The following is a 20,594-nucleotide window of genomic DNA, read 5'->3' as shown; positions in this document are numbered from 1 at the left end:
TTGAATATCAAAATATTAAAGGTAGGAAGATACTGTTATGAATAACGTTTTTGAAATAGTTAATCAAGCTCGCCGTAAAAACAAACTTAAACGAGAATTGCAAGATAATGAAAGGAAAGTACGAGACAATACCAAACGTGTCGAGTTACTAGACAATTTACTGGATTATATAAAACCTCAAATGAGCCCTGACGAAATTGTGCTTATTGTTAAAAACATGAAAGCTGATTATGAAGACCGCGTTGACGATTACATTATTCACAGTGCAGAAATTTCAAAATCACGCCGTGATATCAGCCGTCGTATTAGAGAATTAACTGAAGAAGACAAACAAACTCAAGGCAAAAAGTAACCTCCTCTTACGCCTGTCTTAGCGCTAATCGATCGTTAGCGCTTTTTATAAACACTATTAATTCTGTTTAAATAGTAACCACCTGTAAATAGTGGAGAGCGTGATTTTTTTTAATTTACCCTCTCCACTTTATATTAATCGTTTGCGTAATCGCTAACGCTCTAGTTTTTCATTTTTGTTGTTTTCACTCTCACTTTAACTTGATATATTCAGCGCCAGTTATTAACAGAACCATTCGAGGCACGGAGCTTCCTCGCATATCTCAAGAAGAGAAGGATGGGTGCCAAACAAAGATTAGGCATTCGAAGAGGATTAAATAATGGAATTTACTATCGTTGAAATCATGGGCTATATTGCGTCCATTATGGTCGCTATATCATTAACAATGAAGAATATCGTTAAGTTGCGTATTATTAACTTTATTGGTTGTAGTTTCTTTGTTATCTATGGGCTGATGATTGGAGCGACACCGGTCGTTTTAACTAATACGTTTATTGCATGTGTAAATGTTTATTTTATCGTAAAGTGGCATCAAAATAAGACACCGAATAACACCACCAGCGTTAGCGCTCAGTAGTTTTTTTTCAGTATATCGATTTAGCTGATACGCATTTTTACCAACGTGTTTTAGCGTACACAAACTGATTTTGGTTTATGTACGCTTACATATTTCATCACTATTTATCACTAATATTAGATAATGATCGGCCAATCAGCCATTCCAACTCTCTCTCACTCTGTTCTCCATATTTTCTTTTTAGCAATTTATATAGACGTTTAACGCCTCCTTTTGCCATTTTGTCCCCTTTATCTTTATCTAATAGGTGATGGAAAAGAATACGTAAAATGGAAGAAAACTCTGGTCTAGACAGAGATTGCTGCCAACTGGTAGAAAACTGGTCTAATTGTCCATCTAAAGACAAATAAGATATAAATTTTTTGTAAATTCTATTATCTAAGGCAACCATAAAATCCTTTTTTTTCGGGAAGTGATGACTTATCCCTGTCCTTGAAATACCGGTTTGTTGGCTTAATGTGGTGTAAGACATTCTATCGTAACCAAGTCTAAGTAATTGGTCAGCTACAGCGTCTAATATTCGTTGGACGGTTATTTTAGTTTCAGCTTTGCTTTTCTTAGGCATACACACTCCTACTCTAATGTATTACATTACGTTATAAATCAAGTTATTCGTATATGGTCAGGCATACCGATTGGCTTAGAGTAAAATATTTCAAGTGGTTTTGTATTGGCATACAAAAAGTAATGTTATTGTCATTTGCTAACTAGTGGTAACCTAATGAATAGTGGTAATCTAGTATAGTAACTCTGGTTAGCACTGATAAGTAATGATACTAATAAGGTGAATATATAAAACCAACGTCACCCTACAAAATGAGCGCTTGTAAGTATTTATCAAGTCATTAGAGTAAAGTAGAACGAATTTGAGTAAGAGGAGTCAACATGAGTGAAAAAATAAATAATCTTAACGCAGAAAATGAACTATGTGAGGCGTGTGGCGTGACGGCAGAAGTCGGCTTTATTATTGCTGAAGGTGACGAAGTAGCTGAAGTATCTGTCTTTGGAGATTCAAAGCAAAATATACAAACTGAATTTGAAAAATATCTTGCGTTAGCCAAACAAGTTTGTGAAAACGTAATTTATGAAACAACTCCAATAGATGACCAAACAACGGAACTGCATGCTAAGTTTAAATTTGAAGTTAGTGCAGAAAAGCTAATATTTGAATTGAAATCACGTTCTATCGGTTAAACTGATTAAAGGTAAAACTAGGCAAGACGAGAACATGCTCGTTTTGCCATTGTGATTATTTTAATCTTTTTTTCTTTAAAGAAGTACCCTATATTCATAATGCGATTAAATTTAAAATTGTCGATTTTATTAAGGAAAATTTTCATGTTATTTAGTCGTTATGCATTGTTGTTAATATTAATCACCCCTTCTTTTTGTTACGCAGAACATTTAGATCAATATAAAATCCTTAATCATTTAGATAATTATGGAAATCTCAATCTACGAAATAAGCCTTACACGTCGTTACCTGTTGGACTTGAAGTATTAGGTAATTTAATTATAGCGAAAACCGCTATCAGCAAACTTCCCGCAGGACTTATCATAAATGGCAGTTTGGATGCCTCAAATAGTCAAGTCAAATCAATTGCCAGCGGTACAAAAATAGTTGGTTATGCCAATTTAATTGGGTCAGAAATTGAAGTTTGGCCTGTTGGTATCAACGTTGGCGGCTATATTAATTTCACCGATACCAAGCTCAACTCCTTGCCTAATCGATTAGTGGTAAATGGCGATTTAAGTGTCATACGGACACCGTTAAAAAAATTGCCCAATAATTTAGTGGTTTCCGGAAATTTGTATATTGGTGGTTCAAACATAACTGAATTCCCAGAAACTATGACTGTCAAAGGTAATATATTCCTTGGTGGAAATACCATAACATCATGGCCAAAAAATTTGACACTTGGTGGCGCTGTCGCCAGATAACGGGTGATTTAATCCGACGTATTCAACTAATCTATCGTGTCATATTTCCACATCAGTTGCAGCTAATAATATCCGTTTAGGTAAATATGTTCTATTGAGTTACACCATAGATATACTTTACTTAATCATACAACCTGCAAACTGGCTTTTTATATAAACGTTAACTTTTGTTGTACACAGGATTTGCGTACATATCTTTTAACATTTGTTTTGCTCCATCTTCAAGTAGGCTGAGCTTCTGCTCAAAATCTTGCGTAACGGTTTCAGTAATCGAATCGTCTTTTACACCAGCCGCATACAAGTTAACTGGGTACAGTTTGTATAATTGGCGAATTTGAGTGTCTATTTCACTTGCTAAGGCTTCTGGTGTATCAAACTGGTTATCAATCACTCGACCAAACTTGACAGAAACACGTCCTTTATAACCTATGATCCCTTTAACGATGCTTTCTATATCTTCAAACTCTGATTTTTGGTAAGAGCCACGGTTACTTTTTTCATTCAGTTCTCTCGCTTTATCAAGGTCACATGGATCATGCTCATATGAAATGGCCACTGGCACGATATTTAACGATTTAACATATTCGGCAAAACTAATCTTATTTTTTCGTCCTTCGACGTAAAACATCTTTAGTATTGCAGGATCAGTAACATCATTGCCATCTTTAGCTCTACCTTCACGCTGAGCAATCCAAATTGAATTCCCGCTATTCAATGAATGCTTGATATAGGAAGAAAGTAAGCCTAATGCTTTCATCAACTCTCTTGGGGCTCGAACAGAACGTTTAACAATAAAACTTTTATTTAACTTCATAAGCTCTGTCGCGCACGGCTTTTTCAATAGATTGTCACCAATAGCAATTCTAACGGTTTTGTGTTTACTGTGATGTAAACCATAATTGATAAGGGCTGGATCCATCGCTATATCCCGATGGTTAGAAATAAACAGGTAGGTCTTACTTGGATTAAGAGACTCTAGTCCCTCAAAATCAACACCATCCGTTGTATCTTTCAAAGCTTGAGTCAGATATTTTTCCATTTCCAACTGGACATCTTCTACCGTTCTAAGTTTTCCCCATTTTCTTTTCAAATACAACTTAACAATAGGTCCTAAGCACTGCCTTAACCAAGCGGGCTTAGAAGAAAAACGGTGTTTAAGTATTGCATTCACAAATTCTTGATCACGAATCAAGCGGCTAATAGCCGCTTCAATTTCTGAATCATCATAAGGTCGAATTTCTTTGTAGATATCTTCTTGAAAAGTCATATAATTCTGCATTGTTTGGAAAACGTGTCAATTCTACTCATACTTTACGACACATTCAGCAACAGTATGTTCAATAAATTCAAGGTCAGACCAGAAGTATAACGTTTGTTCCAGATTTTGAGTTTGGTTTTCATATCGCTTTAATTGCTAATTATTGGCTTTAGAGTCAATTAAATGTAATCTAGCCACGAATAACTGGAGCCCTTATGAACTACTCGATACAATTTGAATTCGTCAATACCCCTTACCTTTCTATTTCTGCCAGAAAGAAAACACTTAAACACCAGTTATACTGTGTATTTGACGGAATTGTATTATTTAAAATAGGTAAACATGAATACGCTGTTGGGCCAGGCCAGTATTTTTGGATTCCTGCCAACTGTTTAGTTTCAATAACCAGTTTACCTATGGCTAAATACTCAAAGGTAGAATTATCTCAGAGATTAATTGCTCCGTTTGTGACTATACCAGGTTACGTATCAGAAAAACCTATAATTAAAAATGCACTTGATCTATTGCGAGATATAGATTTAGACCTAGATTATAGAAATGTATTACTCCAAGTAATTAAGTATGAACTACTTCATATTGAGCCCAAATTAACGATAACCAAACTCAGTCAAGAAATGACGCTAGGCGGCGCGAAGATAAGCAAAGAAAACAACATGGCACTTAAACTGCGAGAAGCACGTAAAAGTATCCTTTCAGGTAAAAATAAAACAACGGTAGCTAAAGAAATATTCAGTATGAATTCAGAAGAATTTGACCAATTTTGCCAAATAATATTAGGAACGAAACTGTAGTACGGTTACCAATTAGTTTGATTTAAAAAGGCAATTCAATCTGGAACATAACATCTGCTGCCTGATTTTTATGCCAACGATAATCAACTCTCATGCGAGGATCTTGGCCATTAGGTTCACCTAAACCAACACTAAACTGTAAACCGTGGCTTAATAACCAATCTCGATATTCCATTTCACTATCGGTATCATCAAAACCGCTTGGTGTCCAAATTCCCACGCCTAAATAATTATTATTTAATTGGCCGGTAACAAACGGAGAGTCTTCTACTTCTATAGCCCAGTTTGACCAATAATCTTCATTTTTCTGGTTCTGCTCAGAGGAAAAAGAGTAATCAAGTGGATCTAATTCAAGTGAATCCGCTTGGATTAATTGGCTACACAGCAATGATGGATCACTGGTGTTTTGTAGCATTTCAGAAGCGTAGAAAAAATCACATGCGTGCACTTTCACCGCTATAAATAATTGCATGACAATCGTTACGCGTATAATTTTGGTTCCGTGTATTATTCTAGCTAACTGAATCAACCGTTCTTTGCTCCCAACTATCTACTTACCGAAATAAACACACTATTCAATAAAGCGTATTTTCTAACAAATAAGCTTCAATACTTGATGTAGTTAAATGTGAAATACTGGCGTTTGTTGTTAGATTATCTCGGATCATCGTACTTCTCACACTTACTTTCTCAGGGCAAACTAATAGTGGCCATTTAGATAATATTTCGTCATACCGAGCGAATTTAGTAAAATTTAAAAAATTGTCCGGTCCAATAATAAAAGTAAACTCAACATGTGGTTGTTTAGCTTGTAACTCAGAAAGCAGCTCAAATGTTGTCACATTATGATTTTCTTTATATAGGTCTTGTTCTATTCTAGACAACGTTACCTTAGCTAGGTTCAGATCTTTTATAAACAACTCCACCATATGGCACCTAACATCGAAATCTAGCATGGTTTTGCCCCATGCATGAGAAATACTCGGTACGAGCAATATCTGGTCAAAATGTAATAAAGACTCAACAATACTCTTGTGGCCAAGGCTGGGAGGATTAAACGCACTGCCTAATACTGCTATTTTAAACTGTTTCTTTAATTTTACCGACATTAGCTCACTTTTCACTGTTATTAATTAGGTGGATTTAGGTATGATATTGGTAGTTGATACATTTTGTAGGAAAAGGAATCCAAATGGAACATCAAATTCGTGAAGAAATGCGCGTGTTACCTTCTATCGATCCTCACTTTGAGATAAATCGTCGTGTGGAATTTATCAAAAATAAACTCATCGAATCCGGATGCAAATCGTTAGTATTAGGTATTAGTGGTGGGGTTGATTCAACCACATGCGGTCGCTTAGCTCAACTTGCGGTCGATAGTTTGAATGAAGATAAAGTGCAACCTGAGTATAAATTTATTGCGGTACGCTTGCCCTACGGTGAACAGAAAGATGAAGACGAAGCTCAGTTAGCGCTTTCATTTATCAAACCAACCCATTCGGTGTCGGTAAACATTAAAACAGGTGTCGATGGCATTCACTCTGCAACGGGCGAGGCGTTAGCCGACACTGGTTTGCTACCTGTTGATGATGCAAAACATGATTTCGTAAAAGGTAATGTTAAAGCACGAGCTCGAATGGTCGCTCAATATGAAATTGCGGGCTATACTGGTGGGTTAGTTATCGGTACAGATCATTCCGCAGAGAACATTACCGGTTTTTACACTAAATTTGGTGATGGTGCTTGTGATCTCGCCCCACTATTTGGATTGAGTAAACGTCAAGTCAGAGAGCTCGCTGATACATTAGGCGCACCTCAATTGCTGGTAACGAAAACACCAACGGCTGACTTAGAAGAACTTTCCCCACAAAAAGCAGATGAAGATGCACTGCATTTAACTTATGACCAAATTGATGATTTTCTGGAAGGTAAAAATGTCTCAGAAGAAATCAGTAATAAAATTATCTCCATTTACAAAGCGACTCAACATAAACGTGAGGCTATTCCAACTATCTACGATTAAACGTAGAATTATAATCCCACAACGGGGTTATAACTAAATAAGTTAATAATATAAATTTGCCACTACCCAACATAGATAACTAAAAATACAAGTACGAATTGTTTTCGTACTTGTATTTTACTATTGAGTAAAGGTTACAAAGAATGTCTAAAAAGAGCCCTCAACTTGTACGTACTTTATCTGAGCTCAAGCCTGGAGTTCGAGTAGAAGATATGATATCTGGTGACCAATTCGTGGTGTTAGCCAATTACGGTAGTCGAGCGATTGCCGTTCAAAGTATTACTTTAGTCACGGTAAATGACCATGCTTATAAGGAGTGGTTTTGCTCTTCGAGCAACCTACCTCTTAATAAGCTAAAAGTAGGCGACATCATCACCAATAAACGAACTTATGTGATCACTGATGTTTCTGACTATATTCTTCACGCTAATAGGAGTATAGAAATAACTAATCCAACCAGTTACTTATTATTGGATTAATTTACCTGAATACTTGATATAGTCGTACTCTGAACCACACGTCCTCTGTTTGTCCGTTAAAAAATCGCCGCTACAGCCGTTATTCTGAGTCAAGGTTAGTTAGCTAACAATATCAATATTGCTCAACGGTACACTGCAGCAAGCTAAAATTTTGCCATTTTTTACATCTTCCTCTGTTAGTACAGGGGTATTTTCTTGGTCAACTAGTCCTGATTGTAACGTTATCCTACAGGTACCACATATTCCTGCTCGACAGCTACTCGCGACATATAACCCTTGTTTTTCTGCTTGCTGCAATATTGAAGACTGATTGTCGCCTTCAAATTCTTGGTTATTTAAGCGGATGGTAACGCGTTTAACTGAAGGGCTAGTTTCTTCACTAGATAAGCTATCATTAATAATTGTTTGTTCTGGGACTTGGTCATTGTATGTTACTTTTTTTTGGTACTCTAAGACTTCAACTGGATCATCAACTTGTATCCTACCTTCATTTAAAGCGACTAAATTTTGACCAAAATATACCTCACCTTTTTCATCTGCCCTAAACTGCATCAACGTTTTTAAAGGTTGTTTATTCGCTTTCATCTTTCCTGTATTAATATCAACGGTAGTTAAGATACAACGCTGACACGGTTTGACTATTTCAAATTCAACGTCACCTATCTTTATCCGTTTCCAGCTATCTTCAATAAAAGGTTCCTTCCCTGATACAACAATGTTGGGTCTAAACTGAGCCATTTCATGAACCTCGCTACTGCGCCTATTTAACTCATCCAGTGACCCTTGACTGATTACTAGAAGTGGATACCCATCAGCGAAGCTTACATTATGACCGAGTTTTTCTCGTACTCTTTGTGACTCGTCTCCAGTATAAAGTAACTGGACTTTTATACCTAAAATATCACTAAACCATTCATTAGCTACATCACTTGTAGAGTAAGCAATGAAACTGTCATTCCATACTTTGGTTGTAACTTCTTGCATTGAAAACTGAGTAAACGAAATTGTTAATGGTTCATGTTTATCAAATGTTAGCTTCATACCTTTAGGAGTTAATTGTGCATTCACTCGAACCAATTGTGGATAAGCGCGTGCGGTAACCATCACACCATTTTGGTCTGCCAACATTAAGCGACGATCAAACACTATCCCTTGTTTCTCCACCCAAGATGTCGAAAGATCTATCCCTCTAATGGACTTAATTGGATAGACACTAATTTGAGAAAGTACACTCTCTGACATTTATTATCCTTATCACTATGATACTTGAATTCATTTAAGTTACGTTGATACGACAAGCATATAACGCCTACTACGCATTGGCTACTACGTAATTAGAATAAATCAAACGATTATAGACTTGATAATCTGATGGCCTCAGCAATAACGCAAACGTTTGCGATCTTGTCTTTTATCGATAAAAATTTAATGAAATACAATAGTTTTTCCACTATTATGCCGTCGCGTATGGTGCTGATATTGGTGGCAATACAAACAGCATAATCATTTTCAATCACTTTCGGTGGAGTAAAAAATAATGACAATATTGACTATAGATCGTCCCGATGACTGGCACGTGCACCTACGAGATGGTGAAGTTTTAGCAGATACAGTACGGGATATTAGTCGTTATAATGGCCGTGCTATCATTATGCCTAATACCGTTCCACCAATTACCAATCTCGAACTTGCAAACGCATATTATGAACGAATAATGGCACATAACACTTGTAAGCACTTTCAGCCATTAATGACTTTGTACTTAACGGATAGAACCACACCACAAGATATTATAGCGGCCAAAGCATCAGGAAAAGTAGTCGCAGCAAAACTCTACCCTGCTGGTGCAACAACCAATTCCGATTCAGGTGTTACCTCTGTCGAAAATCTCTATCCAGTGCTTGAAGCAATGGAAAAAGTCGGCATGCTATTGCTTATTCATGGTGAAGTTACAACGCATGATGTTGATATTTTTGATAGAGAAAAAATGTTTTTAGACAATGTACTTTCTCCGATAGTGGCTCGATTCTCAAAGCTTAAAATGGTGTCTGAACACATCACAACGGCAGACGCTGTGGAATTTGTTAAGAACGCGGGTGATAACGTGGCGGCGACAATTACCGCACATCACTTACTGTATAATCGCAACCATATGTTGGTTGGTGGCATTCGCCCTCACCTGTACTGTTTACCAATTCTAAAGAAAAACGTTCACCAGCTGGCGTTGATTGATGCTGCGACCAGTGGAAACAAAAAATTCTTTATCGGTACCGATTCAGCCCCTCACTCTAAAGGCAACAAAGAAACAAGCTGTGGTTGTGCTGGCTCTTATACCGCTCATGCAGCGGTGGAATTGTATGCTGAAGTATTTGATAAAGCAGGTAAACTAGAAAATTTACAAGCATTTGTTAGCCATAACGGCGCTGATTTTTATGGCTTACCTCGCAACAAAGATACCATCACTTTAGTGAAAGAATCATGGCAAGTAGAGTCAAGTATGGCATTTGGTAATGACCAAGTCGTTCCAATTCGTGCCGGCGAAATTATCGAGTGGAAAATTAAATAACACCGTCCTAGTTTCGTTGTCGCTTTAGATTCAACTGTGGTGAATAAAGCGATTGAAATAAAAAGCAGTATAGCGATACGGGCGGTGTAGTCATATTCACCGCCTTTAAAATGTCCTATTTTTATATTGATCAGGCGTTTCTGCTGCATATTTCTTAAACATAGCAATAAAAGGGCTTGCTTGGTGGTAGCCTAGTGTCAATGCAACTTCTTTAACCGACATGCCTGATTTTAACAACGTCATAGAATGTAAATATTTAGAGCGAATACGCCATTCTGTAAAACTCATTCCTAGCTCTAACTGACAATATCGAGCTAACGTCCGCTCCGTAGTATGGACAGTGGCGGCCCACTCCTTTAGTGTGAAATTATTGGTTGGATCTTGCTCTAGCGTTTGTAAGATAGGGTTGAGTAATTTGTGATTGCTACTAGGTAAAAAGTGTTGTTGTTCTTCACTTAAATACAATTGATCTAATAGAACATTGACCAACCTTCGGTCAGCAACAGATGTCGCCACATTGATAGAACGACGCCTAAAATCTTCGATAATTGCAAAAAATATGGCGGTCAAATTGACTAAACAAGTATGCTTTGGCATCAATTCAGCTTTACTTGCTTCTATGTTAATTGAGCAATAATCGATTGGTTTTTGATTAAAAGTATAATGCGATGCACCAGCAGGAACCCAAACAGCCAAATGAGGAGGAGCAATAAAACGTATGTTTTCAGCGTATATTTCCAGAAATCCGCCATTAATAACTTGTAGTTGCCCCCAAGCATGAGAATGCAACCGAGTTTCGGTGTTTTCTCTAAAAGCATCAAAGTTCATAAATACATCAGAAGGTGGTTGCTCTATGGTCAATGACGGATGGATAAAAGGTGAGTTTTTCAAAATCAAAATCTATTAGCATCTATTACTCTCAATCATGGCTTTCATGTACCAAAAAATCAAGTTGTTATCTAGTCAATATAGCTATCGTGAAAGATCTCAGAACACAGTAAAACGGATTATTCAATCGAAAAAACTCAGTGTATAGTATTAGTCAACATAGCAACCAAGTAGTAAAAACAATATGCCAAAATCAGTATCATTAGTATTAGGAAGTGGTGGAGCTCGAGGGTTGACTCACATCGGAGTGATTCACTGGCTTTTAGAAAATGACTATCAAATCAAATCAATCTCTGGGTGTTCTGCTGGTGCATTAATTGGTGGGATTTATGCAGTAGGCAAGTTAGATTTGTTTGAAAAGTGGGTGACCGCAATCGATAAAGCATCCATGGCAAAACTGCTCGATCTTTCTTGGCAATCAAGTGGCTTATTTAAAGGTGATAGAATCATAAATACTCTGATTGAATTGGTTGGTGACACAAAGATTGAAGATCTAGACATTCCTTTTACTGCTGTTGCCGCTAACGTGAAAGATAAAAAAGAAGTGTGGATAAATTCCGGTCCCCTTTTTGATGCCATTCGAGCGTCCATCTCACTACCATTATTTTTTACTCCTTTTGAGATTGAGGGTGAACAACTGATTGATGGTGGTGTACTCAACCCTGTCCCTATTGCGCCAACCTTTGGCGATAAAACAGATTTAACGTTGGCGGTAAACTTGGGAGGCAATATCATCAATGTTCCCGAAGTAGTAGAAAACCACACGCCGGAAGAGTCCCAACTGTCACTGCAAGAAAAAATCAGTCATTACGTCGACAGGCTTCAAGGTTCTGTTATCGATACTATCAATATTAATTTTGATGCTTTTGATATTGCAAATCAGGCGTTTGACGCAATGCAAAGTACAATAGCACGACAAAAATTAGCCACCTACCCACCGGACAAAATCATTGAAATCCCACAAAACATTTGCGGTACATTTGAATTTAACAGAGCAGAAGAAATGATACAGTACGGTTATCAAGCAGCTGAGGATGCTTTCCGGCAAGCTTGAATCAGACAGAATACCTGAACCTGTACAAATCAAGGCCAACCTTTAACGATTTAACGAATAGAGGAAGTGGAGGCAACGTTACTGATAGTGAAGGTTTTATAACGAATAATAAACCACGTTTCTATTAATAAAATAGCACTAAGTAGCAGCTTTAATTCGATGCTCTCAAGCAGCAATACAATGGTAGAAATAATAGACAACCAACTATAAATTAAGATTTTATATTTCTCTTTTCGAGTCAAACCTTGCTTCAGTTTGATTCGAGTAACCGTTGGACCGAGATAGCGGTTGTTTTGCAACCACTTTTTAAAACGAGGCGAACTTTTACTAAAGCAAACCATTGCTAGCAAAATGAATGGTACGGTTGGTAATATCGGCAAAAACACCCCTAAGAAGCCCAAACCAGTGGCTAACCAACCAACAATAAGTAATAACATTTTTTTCAAAATAGACCCAGTTCAAAATATTTAAGCCGACTTACGACAAACAAAGTCTATTACGAATAGTTGCTATTTTCCAATCTATATGGACATTTACATTACAAGTGATGCCATTTTATTCACTATTTCTTGCTTGCTATGACGACGACTGCGTGTGCATATTTTGGCATCGTCATTACAGATAATACATTGACGACGAGGTAACCCCATATTGTCACGAGATAAAGCGAATCCATCTACGTCAATAACATCAATATCGAACAAACGCCCAAGTGGGTGTTTATCTTCTATTTGTACCATTTTAGTTTTTAGATCTTGTGCTGATATAGCATCTACCGCCGCAAAAAACTCATAACCTGTATCTAGGTTGAAACTTTGATAATGACAGATGTGAGCCCTAGTTCCGATTTGCTCAGCATTGCGATCTTCTGTAACGTTTTCATTAATGCCATCAAAGTGATGTTGCCGCTGAAAAGAACCAGTAATGACCGCCACCCCTCGTTCAAAGGCGATTTTAGAGATGGTATTAACTTTAACATCCCCTACCATATTAATGGTAAAACTAATAAGAGGAAGGGAATAGCTTTCTAACCATTCTCGTTGCCGATGTGCTCTTACTTCTCTAGAGCTAAGCAACTGCTCTAGAGAAACAACGGTACCTGAATACATAAATTATTCTTTAATTTGTTTGATCGTATCGATAACTGATCCGTCACGATAGCGAATATAACCAACAATATTATCTAAATATTCAATTGGTTTTGCTTTGCCTGTTAATAATTCTGCTCTTTGTTGTAAAGCTTCGATATCGAAAACAGTGATTCCCGCTTTGGTCAAACTTGACTTCACATCTTGTCTAACTGGATTTACCGCCACTCCATGATCCGTGACAACGACATCTATTTGAGAACCTGGCGTGACGACATTAAGCACTTTGTTGACCACTGTAGGAATACGTCCACGAATTAATGGAGCGACGACTATTGTTAAATTAGCCGCAGCAGCAGTATCACTGTGACCGCCTGACGCTCCTCGAATAACGCCATCTGAACCCGTGATCACATTAACGTTGAAATCCGTGTCTATCTCCAATGCACTTAGAACCACCACATCTAAGCGATCAACAACCGCCCCTTTAGAAGACGGGTTAGCGTATTGATTGGCAGAGATTTCCATGTGTAACGGATTTTTCTCGAGTGAATTTGCTGCCGAAGAATCAAACGACTGCACATCTAATAATGTTTTAATTAATCCTTTTTCATGCATATTGACCATTGTCGAGGTAATACCACCTAAACCGAAACTAGCCGTAATACCAGACCGAACCATCTTATCTTCTAAGAATCGTGTCACCGCTAAAGACGCACCACCAGAACCCGTTTGAAGAGAGAAGCCATCAAAAAAGTATCCCGAAGACTCAATAACATCGGCCGCCTTCCTCGCAATAAGTAGTTCTCTAGGATTAGTAGTTAATCGGGTTGCATCACCTCCGATTTTAGATGGGTCACCTACTTCTGATACTTGAACAATCGCGTCGACCGTATCTTGCCCTATTGATGCTGGCATATTCGGAAAGGCAACCACTTGTTCAGTAAGCATAATCACTTTATTGGCATACTGTGCATCTACTTTTGCATAACCTAAAGATCCACAACGAGATTTTCCCATCGTCGCGTTAGCGTTACCAAATTCGTCACAAGTTGATACCCCTAAAAACGCGACATCTATCTGTAATTCTCCTGTTTTGATCAAATGAACTCGGCCGCCGTGCGAGTGAATATGAACCGGTTGTGGTAATAATCCTCTAGAAATCTCTTCGGCTAGATCACCTCGTAGACCTGACGTGTAAATCTTACTCACAACGCCGTTTCTAATATGGCCAATAAGCGGAGAATGTATGCTTGCTAGAGAACTAGACGCTAATGTTAAATTTTTAAATCCCATCTGAGCAATAATATTCATGACCATATTAATGATCTTATCACCGCCTCTAAATGAGTGATGAAAAGAGATTGTCATTCCATCAGCTAGACCAGAAGCTTTTATTGCCTCTTGTAATGACTGGTATAGTTTTCGACTTTTTTTAGTCTCTTTGTCGAGTAAATATGGGGTAATATCGTGCGCGTCAGTATAAGGTTTCATTGTCGTCTGGCCCAAGTCCGTCATTAATTGGTTTGTGCTTATTTGATCCGTAATAGTCATCATGCCACCCTACTGTTTAATACCTGATTCCGCGCGTTTAAGTGTTAAGTGCGCACGCTGTATAATTGGACCATCGACCATTTTGCCATTTAACGACACGACTCCTGAACCCATTTCCTCTGCTTCTTCAGCTGCTTCAATTACCGCATGAGCGTAATCAACTTGTTTCTGTGAAGGGGCAAATACATTATGCAAAATCTCAATCTGACGTGGGTTGATTAATGATTTTCCATCAAATCCAAGCGATTTGATGTGTTCAGCTTCGTTTAAAAAGCCTTCCTCATTGTTAGCATCAGAATAAACCGTATCGAATGCCATAATACCTGCGGCACGCGCGGCTTGCAGTATAGAGCAGCGTGCAAACAGTAATTCAGTGCCTTCCGCGGTTCTTTCTGTTCTAAGGTCGCGCACGTAATCTTCTGCGCCCAAAGCGATACCAATTAACCTCGGTGATGCCAACGCAATTTCGACGGCATTATTGATCCCTTTTGCTGATTCTATTGCAGCCAGTAACTTGGTACTGCCAATTTCTCGACCAAATTTGCGTTCTGCAGCTTCAATCTGCTGTTCCATGTCGAATACATCCTGACGTGAATCTGTTTTAGCTAGTCTCACCACGTTTACACCAGCCTTCACTACCGCCTTGACGTCGTCTGCACCATAATTAGAATCCAATCCATTAACGCGAACAACCGTTTCTATATCTTGGTATAGTGGATGCTGCAACGCATTCATTACCAACATTCTTGCAGTATCTTTTTCACGAACGGACACAGAATCTTCTAAGTCGAACATAATTGCGTCTGGTGTATAAATAAAAGTATTGCTGAGCATAGCGGCATTGGATCCCGGTACAAACAACATGCTTCTGCGTATTTTTGTTTCCATTACAATGCTCCCCAATCTATTGCTTCCGCACCGCCTGAAGCGCGCATAACCGCCGCTTGTACTCGAGCGCGAATAACACAATCCAGAGCGCCTTTATCATTAACAACGATCGTCGCACTTTCGACACCGAGCTCATGTAATGTATTGTTAACTGTTTGTAAAATTAGATGGTCAAACTGCTTTTCTACCGAACTGGTCAATTCAATTTCTAAACTATTTGTTTCAGAGGGCAGAACCTCTACCAGTACGTCACTAGATTCGAGCGTTCCAGCGTACGAACGCTGTTTAATTTGCATGTTAACTCCTCGTGAGTTAATAAAGAGATAGAAAAATAGAGTGAATAACGAATAAGACATAACGCGACTCTATCGCTGTATGAGAGGTATTCTCCTTGATAAAGGAGACTTTTTGATGATGGGATTCAAGTTTCGTTGAAAGGTAAAAATAATTTATGTTTTTAATGAATTTTATTCATTTAGCCAGATGATAATAACTCAGTCGAGCCCAATAGAACAATCATGACCGGCTATGTACTGATAGAATGGGGTTACTTGAGACAAATAATGGCTTGTTGTTTCGCTGAAGACCGCTTTCCAAAGTTACACAACTAACTAAGTGGTATATTGAAACGATAAATAACCTTATAGGGTTATCTATCGTTTCAACAATTACTATTAGTCTGGTTTAACATAAACTCTTTCTGGTCGCCCTACTCGGCCATGTTCATTTTCCGCAACCAGAAAGCCACTAGCAGAACAGTATTCTAAATAACGACGTGCGGTTGTTTTACTAATTCCGACTTCGGCACCTAAACTTTCAGCCGTATATTTAATCGCTATATTTTGTATAAAAACCTGTTTAATTTTGTCTAATGTTAACTCGCCAATCCCTTTCGGTAGGCTGCCATTGGTTTTGTCTCTTGCCTGTATATTAAATAAATCGTCGACATGACGTTGACTTATGTTATCAAACGCATTGATAGCACTATTAAATTTCAAATACCTGTTTAAAGTTTCTTGTAAACGGTCATAAGCAACAGGTTTTAAAATGTAATCAAAACATCCACAATGCATTGCTTCTTTTACAGTTTCCATTTCACTAGAAGCGGTAACCAGTATCACATCTGCTTTATCGGTGCTTTTATCTGAAACGATTTCACGTAATAAATCGGTCCCCTTCCCGTCTGGCAAATAATTATCTAAGATAATCAACTTAGGTTTTTGTACCTTGATCATAGTCCTTGCCATTGCGAGAGAAGAAGCAATACCAACAGGCCTAAATCTCAACATTTGCCGCAAAAATTGCGCATGTAACTCTGCTATAGGTGTTTCATCTTCCACTATAAGTACATCAATGATATTCATCATTTTTCACCACTATTTGGAATAAAAATAGAAAAAATAGCGCCGGTTGGCTCTGCATTATCAACTAGAATAACCCCGCCAGCATTGGTCACATACCGATTGATCAAGTACAGGCCAATACCATGCCCCTCGGTATCGTTTTTACTGGTCACTCCGCGACTAAATATATCTGCGGCTATTTCCGGAGGAATACCACAACCATTGTCAGATACCTCAATAACGAGTTCATGGCTTGCATCGGTAATGAGTAGCGATATTACTTTATTACTATTGGGATTCTTTAGAGTTGCTTCAAACGCATTGTCAATCAAGTTACCAATAATAGCGGCCAGTTCATCAACTTCGATTCTTTCATTAAGTCGATGCAGCTGACAAGTTGGGTCAAATTCAAGTTTTAAACCCAGTTCACGCGCACGTGAATACTTACCAAGAAGAATTCCTGCTACTTGGCGACAAGTAAACCTTGAACTAATAAAATCAATTAGTTGTTGTTTTTTACTGTTTTCATAATTGATGATTTTCAATGCAGCTGCACTATCGCCGATTTCAATTAGCCCACCAATCGTTGATAATTTATTGGCGTGTTCATGACGCATTACTCTTAAGTTTTCAGTGTACTGCTTAATTTGGCTCAACTCAGCCGTCAATGAATTAATATCATTTTTGTGCCGAAAGCTGATGACCCAACCAATTAACACTTCACCATCAAATATAGCGACGCGGTTGGCAATGAGTGTTTGCTCATTGATAGAAACAATTTCATCTTTTATGTTCTTATCAAAAGGTGTCTGGAAGAAAAATTGAGTTTGGCTGACAAACTCGATAATTTGTCTGGTTTTTAAGTACTGGATTTCTTTGTCTGTTCCGAGCAGTTCTCGAGCTGTATTATTCACAGCTAAAATATAACCATTTTTGTCTATGGCGATGACTCCCTCATAAACAGAACTCAAGATAGATTTTTGTAAGTACAATGCTAGGGCGATTTCTGACGGTTCCATACCATTCATTTTGGTTTTTATATGAGCAGAGAACAGCCATGCGCCTATTAAAGTCAATGCAAATATAATTAGAACTTCAACTATCAGAGGTTGAGCGTAAAATACCAGCCATTGATCAAAACGATTTAATAAGTACCCTACAGAGACAACGCCGACAATTTCACCATCAAAATCTACGACTGGCGCTTTACCTCTTACACCATAACCTAAACTGCCTTCTCTTATCGATATGTATGACTCACCCCGTTCCAATGCACCGGCATTGTCACCTCCTTGCATAGGTAATCCAATTCTTTCTTTAACTGGATGTGAAAGTCTGATTCCGTTTTCATCACCAACGACAATAAAACTCGCATCTGAAAGGGCAAATAATCGGTTAATTAATCTTTCAATAGCAGGTAAGTTTTTTATACGGACTTCTTGTATTAATTCAGGATCACTCGCTATTTCCTCGGCTTGTATTAATGCACGCGTACCTACTTGATGTTCTAAGGTATTTATTAATGCATTATGAAAATTTGCGCCCATAAGCGCAGCTTGAAGTATCAATAGCGCAAATATGAGTATAAAAATACGCCCTCTAAAAGACATCCCTGTCGCTAATCTCTTTTTTAGACGCATGGCTGTACTATCCATAAACTCCATTTTCCATATATAGCATACCTAACAATTACCGATAAACGGTATTTGTTATTCGCAATTTAATCAACAGCTAAATGTTGTAATTTAGAAAGTAACATTAAATAAAATGTATAATTGGTAATAGATCACAAATATATAACATTGCATTAATATGAAACATATATAAAGCAACAATTAAATACTATTCAAATTACCAAATCATGGTTATCTCCAATACCAAAATTATATTAATTAAATTCATTAAAACCATTAAACACTCTTTTTCTTCAGATATCTGTTGTTATTAGCCATATAAATTCTGCTATTTTTGCTAACGTATTTGTACAACCCAGGGAGGACACATAATGAACACGTCAGTATCACTCTACGATTCCTATTTATGCAAAGAAACCAGACTCAAAAAACAGCAACAACTATTGAAGAAGTATGCTTGTCCAGTTATCACATTAAAAGCCCATATGCCAAGAGAATTGCGTCATAACAATTATGTTACGCCCTTGATTGCTCAGGGATTAGAAGCCATACAACATACACTGTCTAACCACGGAATGCGGTGTATTTCAAATGAGGAATTTCAAAGTACCGCAGGGTTAGAACACTATCTTGCAGTAAAATGCAGATCGGCTAGCGAACTGAAAAAATTAATGATGAATATTGAAAGCCAACATTATTTAGGGCAGCTGTTGGATATTAATGTGATGAATAGCGAAGGCAAAACTCTATCTCGTGGGTCTTGTGAACTATCCGCTAGGAAATGTATTATTTGTGATCAAATAGCCCCTGTGTGTGCTAAAAATCATCGTCACAGTAATAAAGAACTCGATAAACAAATCCGATCTATGATGGATTCAATAGCGACTGAAATTTAAGCTAAATTTAATTTTATCGCGCGTGTATTAGCAACTTTTTTCGCCAGAAACATATGATAAAAGACGAGTATAATAAACTAAACAATAAATAACTAAGCCGTTGCTCTGTAATGAATAGGAGCAACTCTTGCTTCTTTACAACGTAATTGATAAACATCACTATCATGACTAAATAAATCTTTAAGATAATCGAATGTAGTATTTGGAACCAAATTTTTTAGGTCATCCCACTGATTATTAAATAGAAGGTGCCTAACCAAAGAAGCGGATATCGGTTGCTGATCTTTTTCACATCTAGGTAACTCAACCAACGTTACGGGTTCACAATCAAGCGTTGGCGTAGTTAACCATTGATGCATTTGTTGGTTGTAGAAGCGTGTCACTGTACAAATCGGTTCAGTACCGACAAAACGATGAGTAATACCTAACGCTGGCGCGATATAACCTCGAAACATCTGTAAATCCACTGCCGTATGACAGTAATTAATCACACCGTCGTCTTTTAAGAAATAACTCGGGAATGTTGCCCGAGAGATAATATAGTCTGAACCGGAATGAATAATTACATTAGGGAAATCCTTTACCCCCTGTTTAATCATGTTCAATCGGTCTTCATAAGTAAAAAATGACCGATCTTCTTTTACTACAAACAAGTGAACCCAATCGCACTGGTTAGATGCTTGCTCAACCAAGAATCTGTGACCAAGGGTGAATGGATTTGCATTCATCACTATACTGCCTATCTTGTCACCCGACCGCTTTAACAAAGACAGTTTATTACAGTAATTGGCTAAGCGAGTTTTGCTGTTTTCCAACAATATAATTCTATCTTTCACCGAAGTTAATTGGTGAAAGCCTGCTTGATGGAACATTTTGTAGTTTTCAGGTTTAGTGTAGATAAATAAGTTGAATCGGCCTAAATCATACGCATAAGTAACCAGTTCTGTCAGTAGGCTGGCTGATAAACCTGATCCTTGGAACTGGTCGTCAACTGCTATCGATTTGAGTGTATTTCCCGCGAGACCACCAGTGGCAGCAATACGGTCGCCAAACAATACCACCACAAACACTTCAACATCAACATCGACGCCTAAACCCATTTTAGAAAGGAATGCTTTCACACCTTCCATTTTAAGGTTATTTTTGACACTGACTTTGACAAACCTAAAACCCGGTTCCACACACTATTCCTAAAACTTAATAACAAGTTAAGTATCGTTCAATTTAGAATTAATATCATG

Annotated in this window: 24 protein-coding genes and 1 pseudogene; 10 read left to right on the top strand and 15 right to left on the bottom strand. The window is 37.7% G+C overall.

Features of this window, described 5'->3' with window-relative positions:
* Window positions 1-37 precede the first annotated feature (37 nt).
* Both R3X26_RS03360 and R3X26_RS03355 read left to right on the top strand, forming a co-directional pair.
* Window positions 38-352 (top strand): DUF496 family protein, encoded by a 315-nt coding sequence (locus tag R3X26_RS03360; protein ID WP_317715747.1) that lies wholly within the window; start codon window positions 38-40, stop codon window positions 350-352.
* A 319-nt stretch (window positions 353-671) separates the two neighbouring features.
* A complete protein-coding gene (locus R3X26_RS03355; protein ID WP_317715746.1) occupies window positions 672-929 on the top strand; it encodes a YgjV family protein in 258 nt (85 codons plus the stop codon).
* Between the two features lie 100 nt (window positions 930-1,029).
* Here R3X26_RS03355 and R3X26_RS03350 read toward each other — a convergent pair whose 3' ends face one another.
* Entirely contained in the window at window positions 1,030-1,494 is a 465-nt protein-coding gene (locus tag R3X26_RS03350; protein ID WP_317715744.1) for a TetR/AcrR family transcriptional regulator, read from the bottom strand.
* Between the two features lie 320 nt (window positions 1,495-1,814).
* Between R3X26_RS03350 and R3X26_RS03345 the strand changes: the two genes are divergently transcribed.
* Together R3X26_RS03345 and R3X26_RS03340 are read left to right on the top strand one after the other, a co-directional pair.
* Window positions 1,815-2,123: a YfcZ/YiiS family protein gene (locus R3X26_RS03345; RefSeq protein WP_317715742.1), complete on the top strand. Its 309-nt coding sequence runs from the start codon at window positions 1,815-1,817 to the stop codon at window positions 2,121-2,123.
* Between the two features lie 144 nt (window positions 2,124-2,267).
* Window positions 2,268-2,870, top strand: a complete 603-nt coding sequence (locus R3X26_RS03340) for a hypothetical protein (RefSeq protein ID WP_317715740.1) — start codon at window positions 2,268-2,270, stop codon at window positions 2,868-2,870.
* 160 nt (window positions 2,871-3,030) lie between these two features.
* Here the strand turns inward: R3X26_RS03340 and R3X26_RS03335 are convergent, their stop codons facing one another.
* Complete coding sequence (locus R3X26_RS03335) at window positions 3,031-4,137, bottom strand: lysophospholipid acyltransferase family protein (RefSeq protein WP_317715738.1); 1,107 nt, start codon at window positions 4,135-4,137, stop codon at window positions 3,031-3,033.
* Window positions 4,138-4,343: 206 nt separating this feature from the next.
* On the opposite strand from R3X26_RS03335, the gene R3X26_RS03330 reads away from it, so the two are divergent.
* Window positions 4,344-4,940, top strand: a complete 597-nt coding sequence (locus tag R3X26_RS03330) for an AraC family ligand binding domain-containing protein (RefSeq protein WP_317715736.1) — start codon at window positions 4,344-4,346, stop codon at window positions 4,938-4,940.
* A gap of 22 nt (window positions 4,941-4,962) precedes the next feature.
* Here the strand turns inward: R3X26_RS03330 and R3X26_RS03325 are convergent, their stop codons facing one another.
* Entirely contained in the window at window positions 4,963-5,412 is a 450-nt protein-coding gene (locus R3X26_RS03325) for a hypothetical protein (protein ID WP_317715734.1), read from the bottom strand.
* Window positions 5,413-5,515: 103 nt separating this feature from the next.
* Window positions 5,516-6,049 (bottom strand): nicotinate-nicotinamide nucleotide adenylyltransferase, encoded by a 534-nt coding sequence (locus tag R3X26_RS03320; protein WP_317715732.1) that lies wholly within the window; start codon window positions 6,047-6,049, stop codon window positions 5,516-5,518.
* Between the two features lie 83 nt (window positions 6,050-6,132).
* Here R3X26_RS03320 and nadE point away from each other — a divergent pair, with 83 nt between their 5' ends.
* On the top strand, window positions 6,133-6,963 hold the full coding sequence (nadE, locus tag R3X26_RS03315; RefSeq protein ID WP_317715730.1) for an ammonia-dependent NAD(+) synthetase: 831 nt from the start codon (window positions 6,133-6,135) through the stop codon (window positions 6,961-6,963).
* A 143-nt stretch (window positions 6,964-7,106) separates the two neighbouring features.
* Window positions 7,107-7,442 carry a hypothetical protein gene (locus R3X26_RS03310; protein WP_317715728.1) on the top strand — a complete coding sequence of 112 codons (336 nt, stop codon included), beginning with the start codon at window positions 7,107-7,109 and terminating at the stop codon, window positions 7,440-7,442.
* 99 nt (window positions 7,443-7,541) lie between these two features.
* Here R3X26_RS03310 and R3X26_RS19055 read toward each other — a convergent pair whose 3' ends face one another.
* Both R3X26_RS19055 and R3X26_RS03305 read right to left on the bottom strand, forming a co-directional pair.
* Window positions 7,542-7,787 carry a 2Fe-2S iron-sulfur cluster-binding protein gene (locus R3X26_RS19055; RefSeq protein WP_411572386.1) on the bottom strand — a complete coding sequence of 82 codons (246 nt, stop codon included), beginning with the start codon at window positions 7,785-7,787 and terminating at the stop codon, window positions 7,542-7,544.
* 75 nt (window positions 7,788-7,862) lie between these two features.
* Window positions 7,863-8,684: pseudogene (locus R3X26_RS03305) on the bottom strand (MOSC domain-containing protein); the annotation flags it as partial.
* A gap of 295 nt (window positions 8,685-8,979) precedes the next feature.
* Between R3X26_RS03305 and pyrC the strand changes: the two are divergent.
* On the top strand, window positions 8,980-10,008 hold the full coding sequence (gene pyrC / locus R3X26_RS03300) for a dihydroorotase (protein ID WP_317715724.1): 1,029 nt from the start codon (window positions 8,980-8,982) through the stop codon (window positions 10,006-10,008).
* Window positions 10,009-10,113: 105 nt separating this feature from the next.
* Here the strand turns inward: pyrC and R3X26_RS03295 are convergent, their stop codons facing one another.
* Window positions 10,114-10,902, bottom strand: coding sequence for a helix-turn-helix transcriptional regulator (locus R3X26_RS03295; RefSeq protein WP_317715930.1), 789 nt, complete (start codon window positions 10,900-10,902; stop codon window positions 10,114-10,116).
* 178 nt (window positions 10,903-11,080) lie between these two features.
* Here R3X26_RS03295 and R3X26_RS03290 point away from each other — a divergent pair, with 178 nt between their 5' ends.
* Window positions 11,081-11,950 carry a patatin-like phospholipase family protein gene (locus R3X26_RS03290; protein WP_317715722.1) on the top strand — a complete coding sequence of 290 codons (870 nt, stop codon included), beginning with the start codon at window positions 11,081-11,083 and terminating at the stop codon, window positions 11,948-11,950.
* A gap of 50 nt (window positions 11,951-12,000) precedes the next feature.
* On the opposite strand, the gene R3X26_RS03285 is transcribed toward R3X26_RS03290, so the two are convergent.
* The 7 genes from R3X26_RS03285 to R3X26_RS03255 form a co-directional block, all read right to left on the bottom strand.
* Window positions 12,001-12,387 (bottom strand): YbaN family protein, encoded by a 387-nt coding sequence (locus R3X26_RS03285; protein ID WP_317715929.1) that lies wholly within the window; start codon window positions 12,385-12,387, stop codon window positions 12,001-12,003.
* A 96-nt stretch (window positions 12,388-12,483) separates the two neighbouring features.
* Window positions 12,484-13,059 (bottom strand): citrate lyase holo-[acyl-carrier protein] synthase, encoded by a 576-nt coding sequence (gene citX / locus R3X26_RS03280; RefSeq protein ID WP_317715720.1) that lies wholly within the window; start codon window positions 13,057-13,059, stop codon window positions 12,484-12,486.
* A 3-nt stretch (window positions 13,060-13,062) separates the two neighbouring features.
* A complete protein-coding gene (gene citF / locus R3X26_RS03275; RefSeq protein WP_317715928.1) occupies window positions 13,063-14,532 on the bottom strand; it encodes a citrate lyase subunit alpha in 1,470 nt (489 codons plus the stop codon).
* Window positions 14,533-14,601: 69 nt separating this feature from the next.
* Entirely contained in the window at window positions 14,602-15,480 is an 879-nt protein-coding gene (gene citE / locus R3X26_RS03270; protein ID WP_317715718.1) for a citrate (pro-3S)-lyase subunit beta, read from the bottom strand.
* On the bottom strand, window positions 15,480-15,776 hold the full coding sequence (citD, locus tag R3X26_RS03265) for a citrate lyase acyl carrier protein (protein WP_317715716.1): 297 nt from the start codon (window positions 15,774-15,776) through the stop codon (window positions 15,480-15,482). The genes citE and citD overlap by 1 nt, the downstream gene beginning before the upstream one ends.
* Window positions 15,777-16,154: 378 nt before the next feature.
* Window positions 16,155-16,847 (bottom strand): response regulator, encoded by a 693-nt coding sequence (locus R3X26_RS03260; protein ID WP_317715714.1) that lies wholly within the window; start codon window positions 16,845-16,847, stop codon window positions 16,155-16,157.
* The gene (locus tag R3X26_RS03255) at window positions 16,844-18,478 is read right to left on the bottom strand and encodes a sensor histidine kinase (protein WP_317715712.1); all 1,635 of its coding nucleotides are present in this window, start codon (window positions 18,476-18,478) and stop codon (window positions 16,844-16,846) included. Before R3X26_RS03255 ends, R3X26_RS03260 begins: the two co-directional genes overlap by 4 nt.
* Before the next feature lie 350 nt (window positions 18,479-18,828).
* Here R3X26_RS03255 and citX (R3X26_RS03250) point away from each other — a divergent pair, with 350 nt between their 5' ends.
* On the top strand, window positions 18,829-19,353 hold the full coding sequence (citX, locus tag R3X26_RS03250) for a citrate lyase holo-[acyl-carrier protein] synthase (protein WP_317715710.1): 525 nt from the start codon (window positions 18,829-18,831) through the stop codon (window positions 19,351-19,353).
* A 92-nt stretch (window positions 19,354-19,445) separates the two neighbouring features.
* Here citX (R3X26_RS03250) and citC read toward each other — a convergent pair whose 3' ends face one another.
* Complete coding sequence (gene citC / locus R3X26_RS03245) at window positions 19,446-20,534, bottom strand: [citrate (pro-3S)-lyase] ligase (protein WP_317715708.1); 1,089 nt, start codon at window positions 20,532-20,534, stop codon at window positions 19,446-19,448.
* Window positions 20,535-20,594: the final 60 nt, after the last annotated feature.

The sequence above is a fragment of the Vibrio sp. TH_r3 genome, from assembly GCF_033101115.1.
Classification (GTDB): Bacteria; Pseudomonadota; Gammaproteobacteria; order Enterobacterales; family Vibrionaceae; genus Vibrio.
This window is presented reverse-complemented; position numbering and strand designations above follow the sequence as displayed.

Coding starts and splice junctions, on each gene's coding strand:
- R3X26_RS03330 (WP_317715736.1), top strand. CDS start 4,344: ATGAACTACTCGATACAATTTGAATTCGTCAATACCCCTTACCTTTCT.
- citX (WP_317715710.1), top strand. CDS start 18,829: ATGAACACGTCAGTATCACTCTACGATTCCTATTTATGCAAAGAAACC.
- citD (WP_317715716.1), bottom strand. CDS start 15,776: ATGCAAATTAAACAGCGTTCGTACGCTGGAACGCTCGAATCTAGTGAC.
- R3X26_RS03335 (WP_317715738.1), bottom strand. CDS start 4,137: ATGACTTTTCAAGAAGATATCTACAAAGAAATTCGACCTTATGATGAT.
- R3X26_RS03285 (WP_317715929.1), bottom strand. CDS start 12,387: ATGTTATTACTTATTGTTGGTTGGTTAGCCACTGGTTTGGGCTTCTTA.
- pyrC (WP_317715724.1), top strand. CDS start 8,980: ATGACAATATTGACTATAGATCGTCCCGATGACTGGCACGTGCACCTA.
- R3X26_RS03360 (WP_317715747.1), top strand. CDS start 38: ATGAATAACGTTTTTGAAATAGTTAATCAAGCTCGCCGTAAAAACAAA.
- R3X26_RS03320 (WP_317715732.1), bottom strand. CDS start 6,049: ATGTCGGTAAAATTAAAGAAACAGTTTAAAATAGCAGTATTAGGCAGT.
- citE (WP_317715718.1), bottom strand. CDS start 15,480: ATGGAAACAAAAATACGCAGAAGCATGTTGTTTGTACCGGGATCCAAT.
- R3X26_RS03350 (WP_317715744.1), bottom strand. CDS start 1,494: ATGCCTAAGAAAAGCAAAGCTGAAACTAAAATAACCGTCCAACGAATA.
- R3X26_RS03310 (WP_317715728.1), top strand. CDS start 7,107: ATGTCTAAAAAGAGCCCTCAACTTGTACGTACTTTATCTGAGCTCAAG.
- R3X26_RS03355 (WP_317715746.1), top strand. CDS start 672: ATGGAATTTACTATCGTTGAAATCATGGGCTATATTGCGTCCATTATG.
- nadE (WP_317715730.1), top strand. CDS start 6,133: ATGGAACATCAAATTCGTGAAGAAATGCGCGTGTTACCTTCTATCGAT.
- R3X26_RS03255 (WP_317715712.1), bottom strand. CDS start 18,478: ATGGATAGTACAGCCATGCGTCTAAAAAAGAGATTAGCGACAGGGATG.
- R3X26_RS03260 (WP_317715714.1), bottom strand. CDS start 16,847: ATGATGAATATCATTGATGTACTTATAGTGGAAGATGAAACACCTATA.
- citX (WP_317715720.1), bottom strand. CDS start 13,059: ATGTATTCAGGTACCGTTGTTTCTCTAGAGCAGTTGCTTAGCTCTAGA.
- R3X26_RS03340 (WP_317715740.1), top strand. CDS start 2,268: ATGTTATTTAGTCGTTATGCATTGTTGTTAATATTAATCACCCCTTCT.
- R3X26_RS03290 (WP_317715722.1), top strand. CDS start 11,081: ATGCCAAAATCAGTATCATTAGTATTAGGAAGTGGTGGAGCTCGAGGG.
- R3X26_RS03345 (WP_317715742.1), top strand. CDS start 1,815: ATGAGTGAAAAAATAAATAATCTTAACGCAGAAAATGAACTATGTGAG.
- citF (WP_317715928.1), bottom strand. CDS start 14,532: ATGAAACCTTATACTGACGCGCACGATATTACCCCATATTTACTCGAC.
- R3X26_RS03325 (WP_317715734.1), bottom strand. CDS start 5,412: ATGCAATTATTTATAGCGGTGAAAGTGCACGCATGTGATTTTTTCTAC.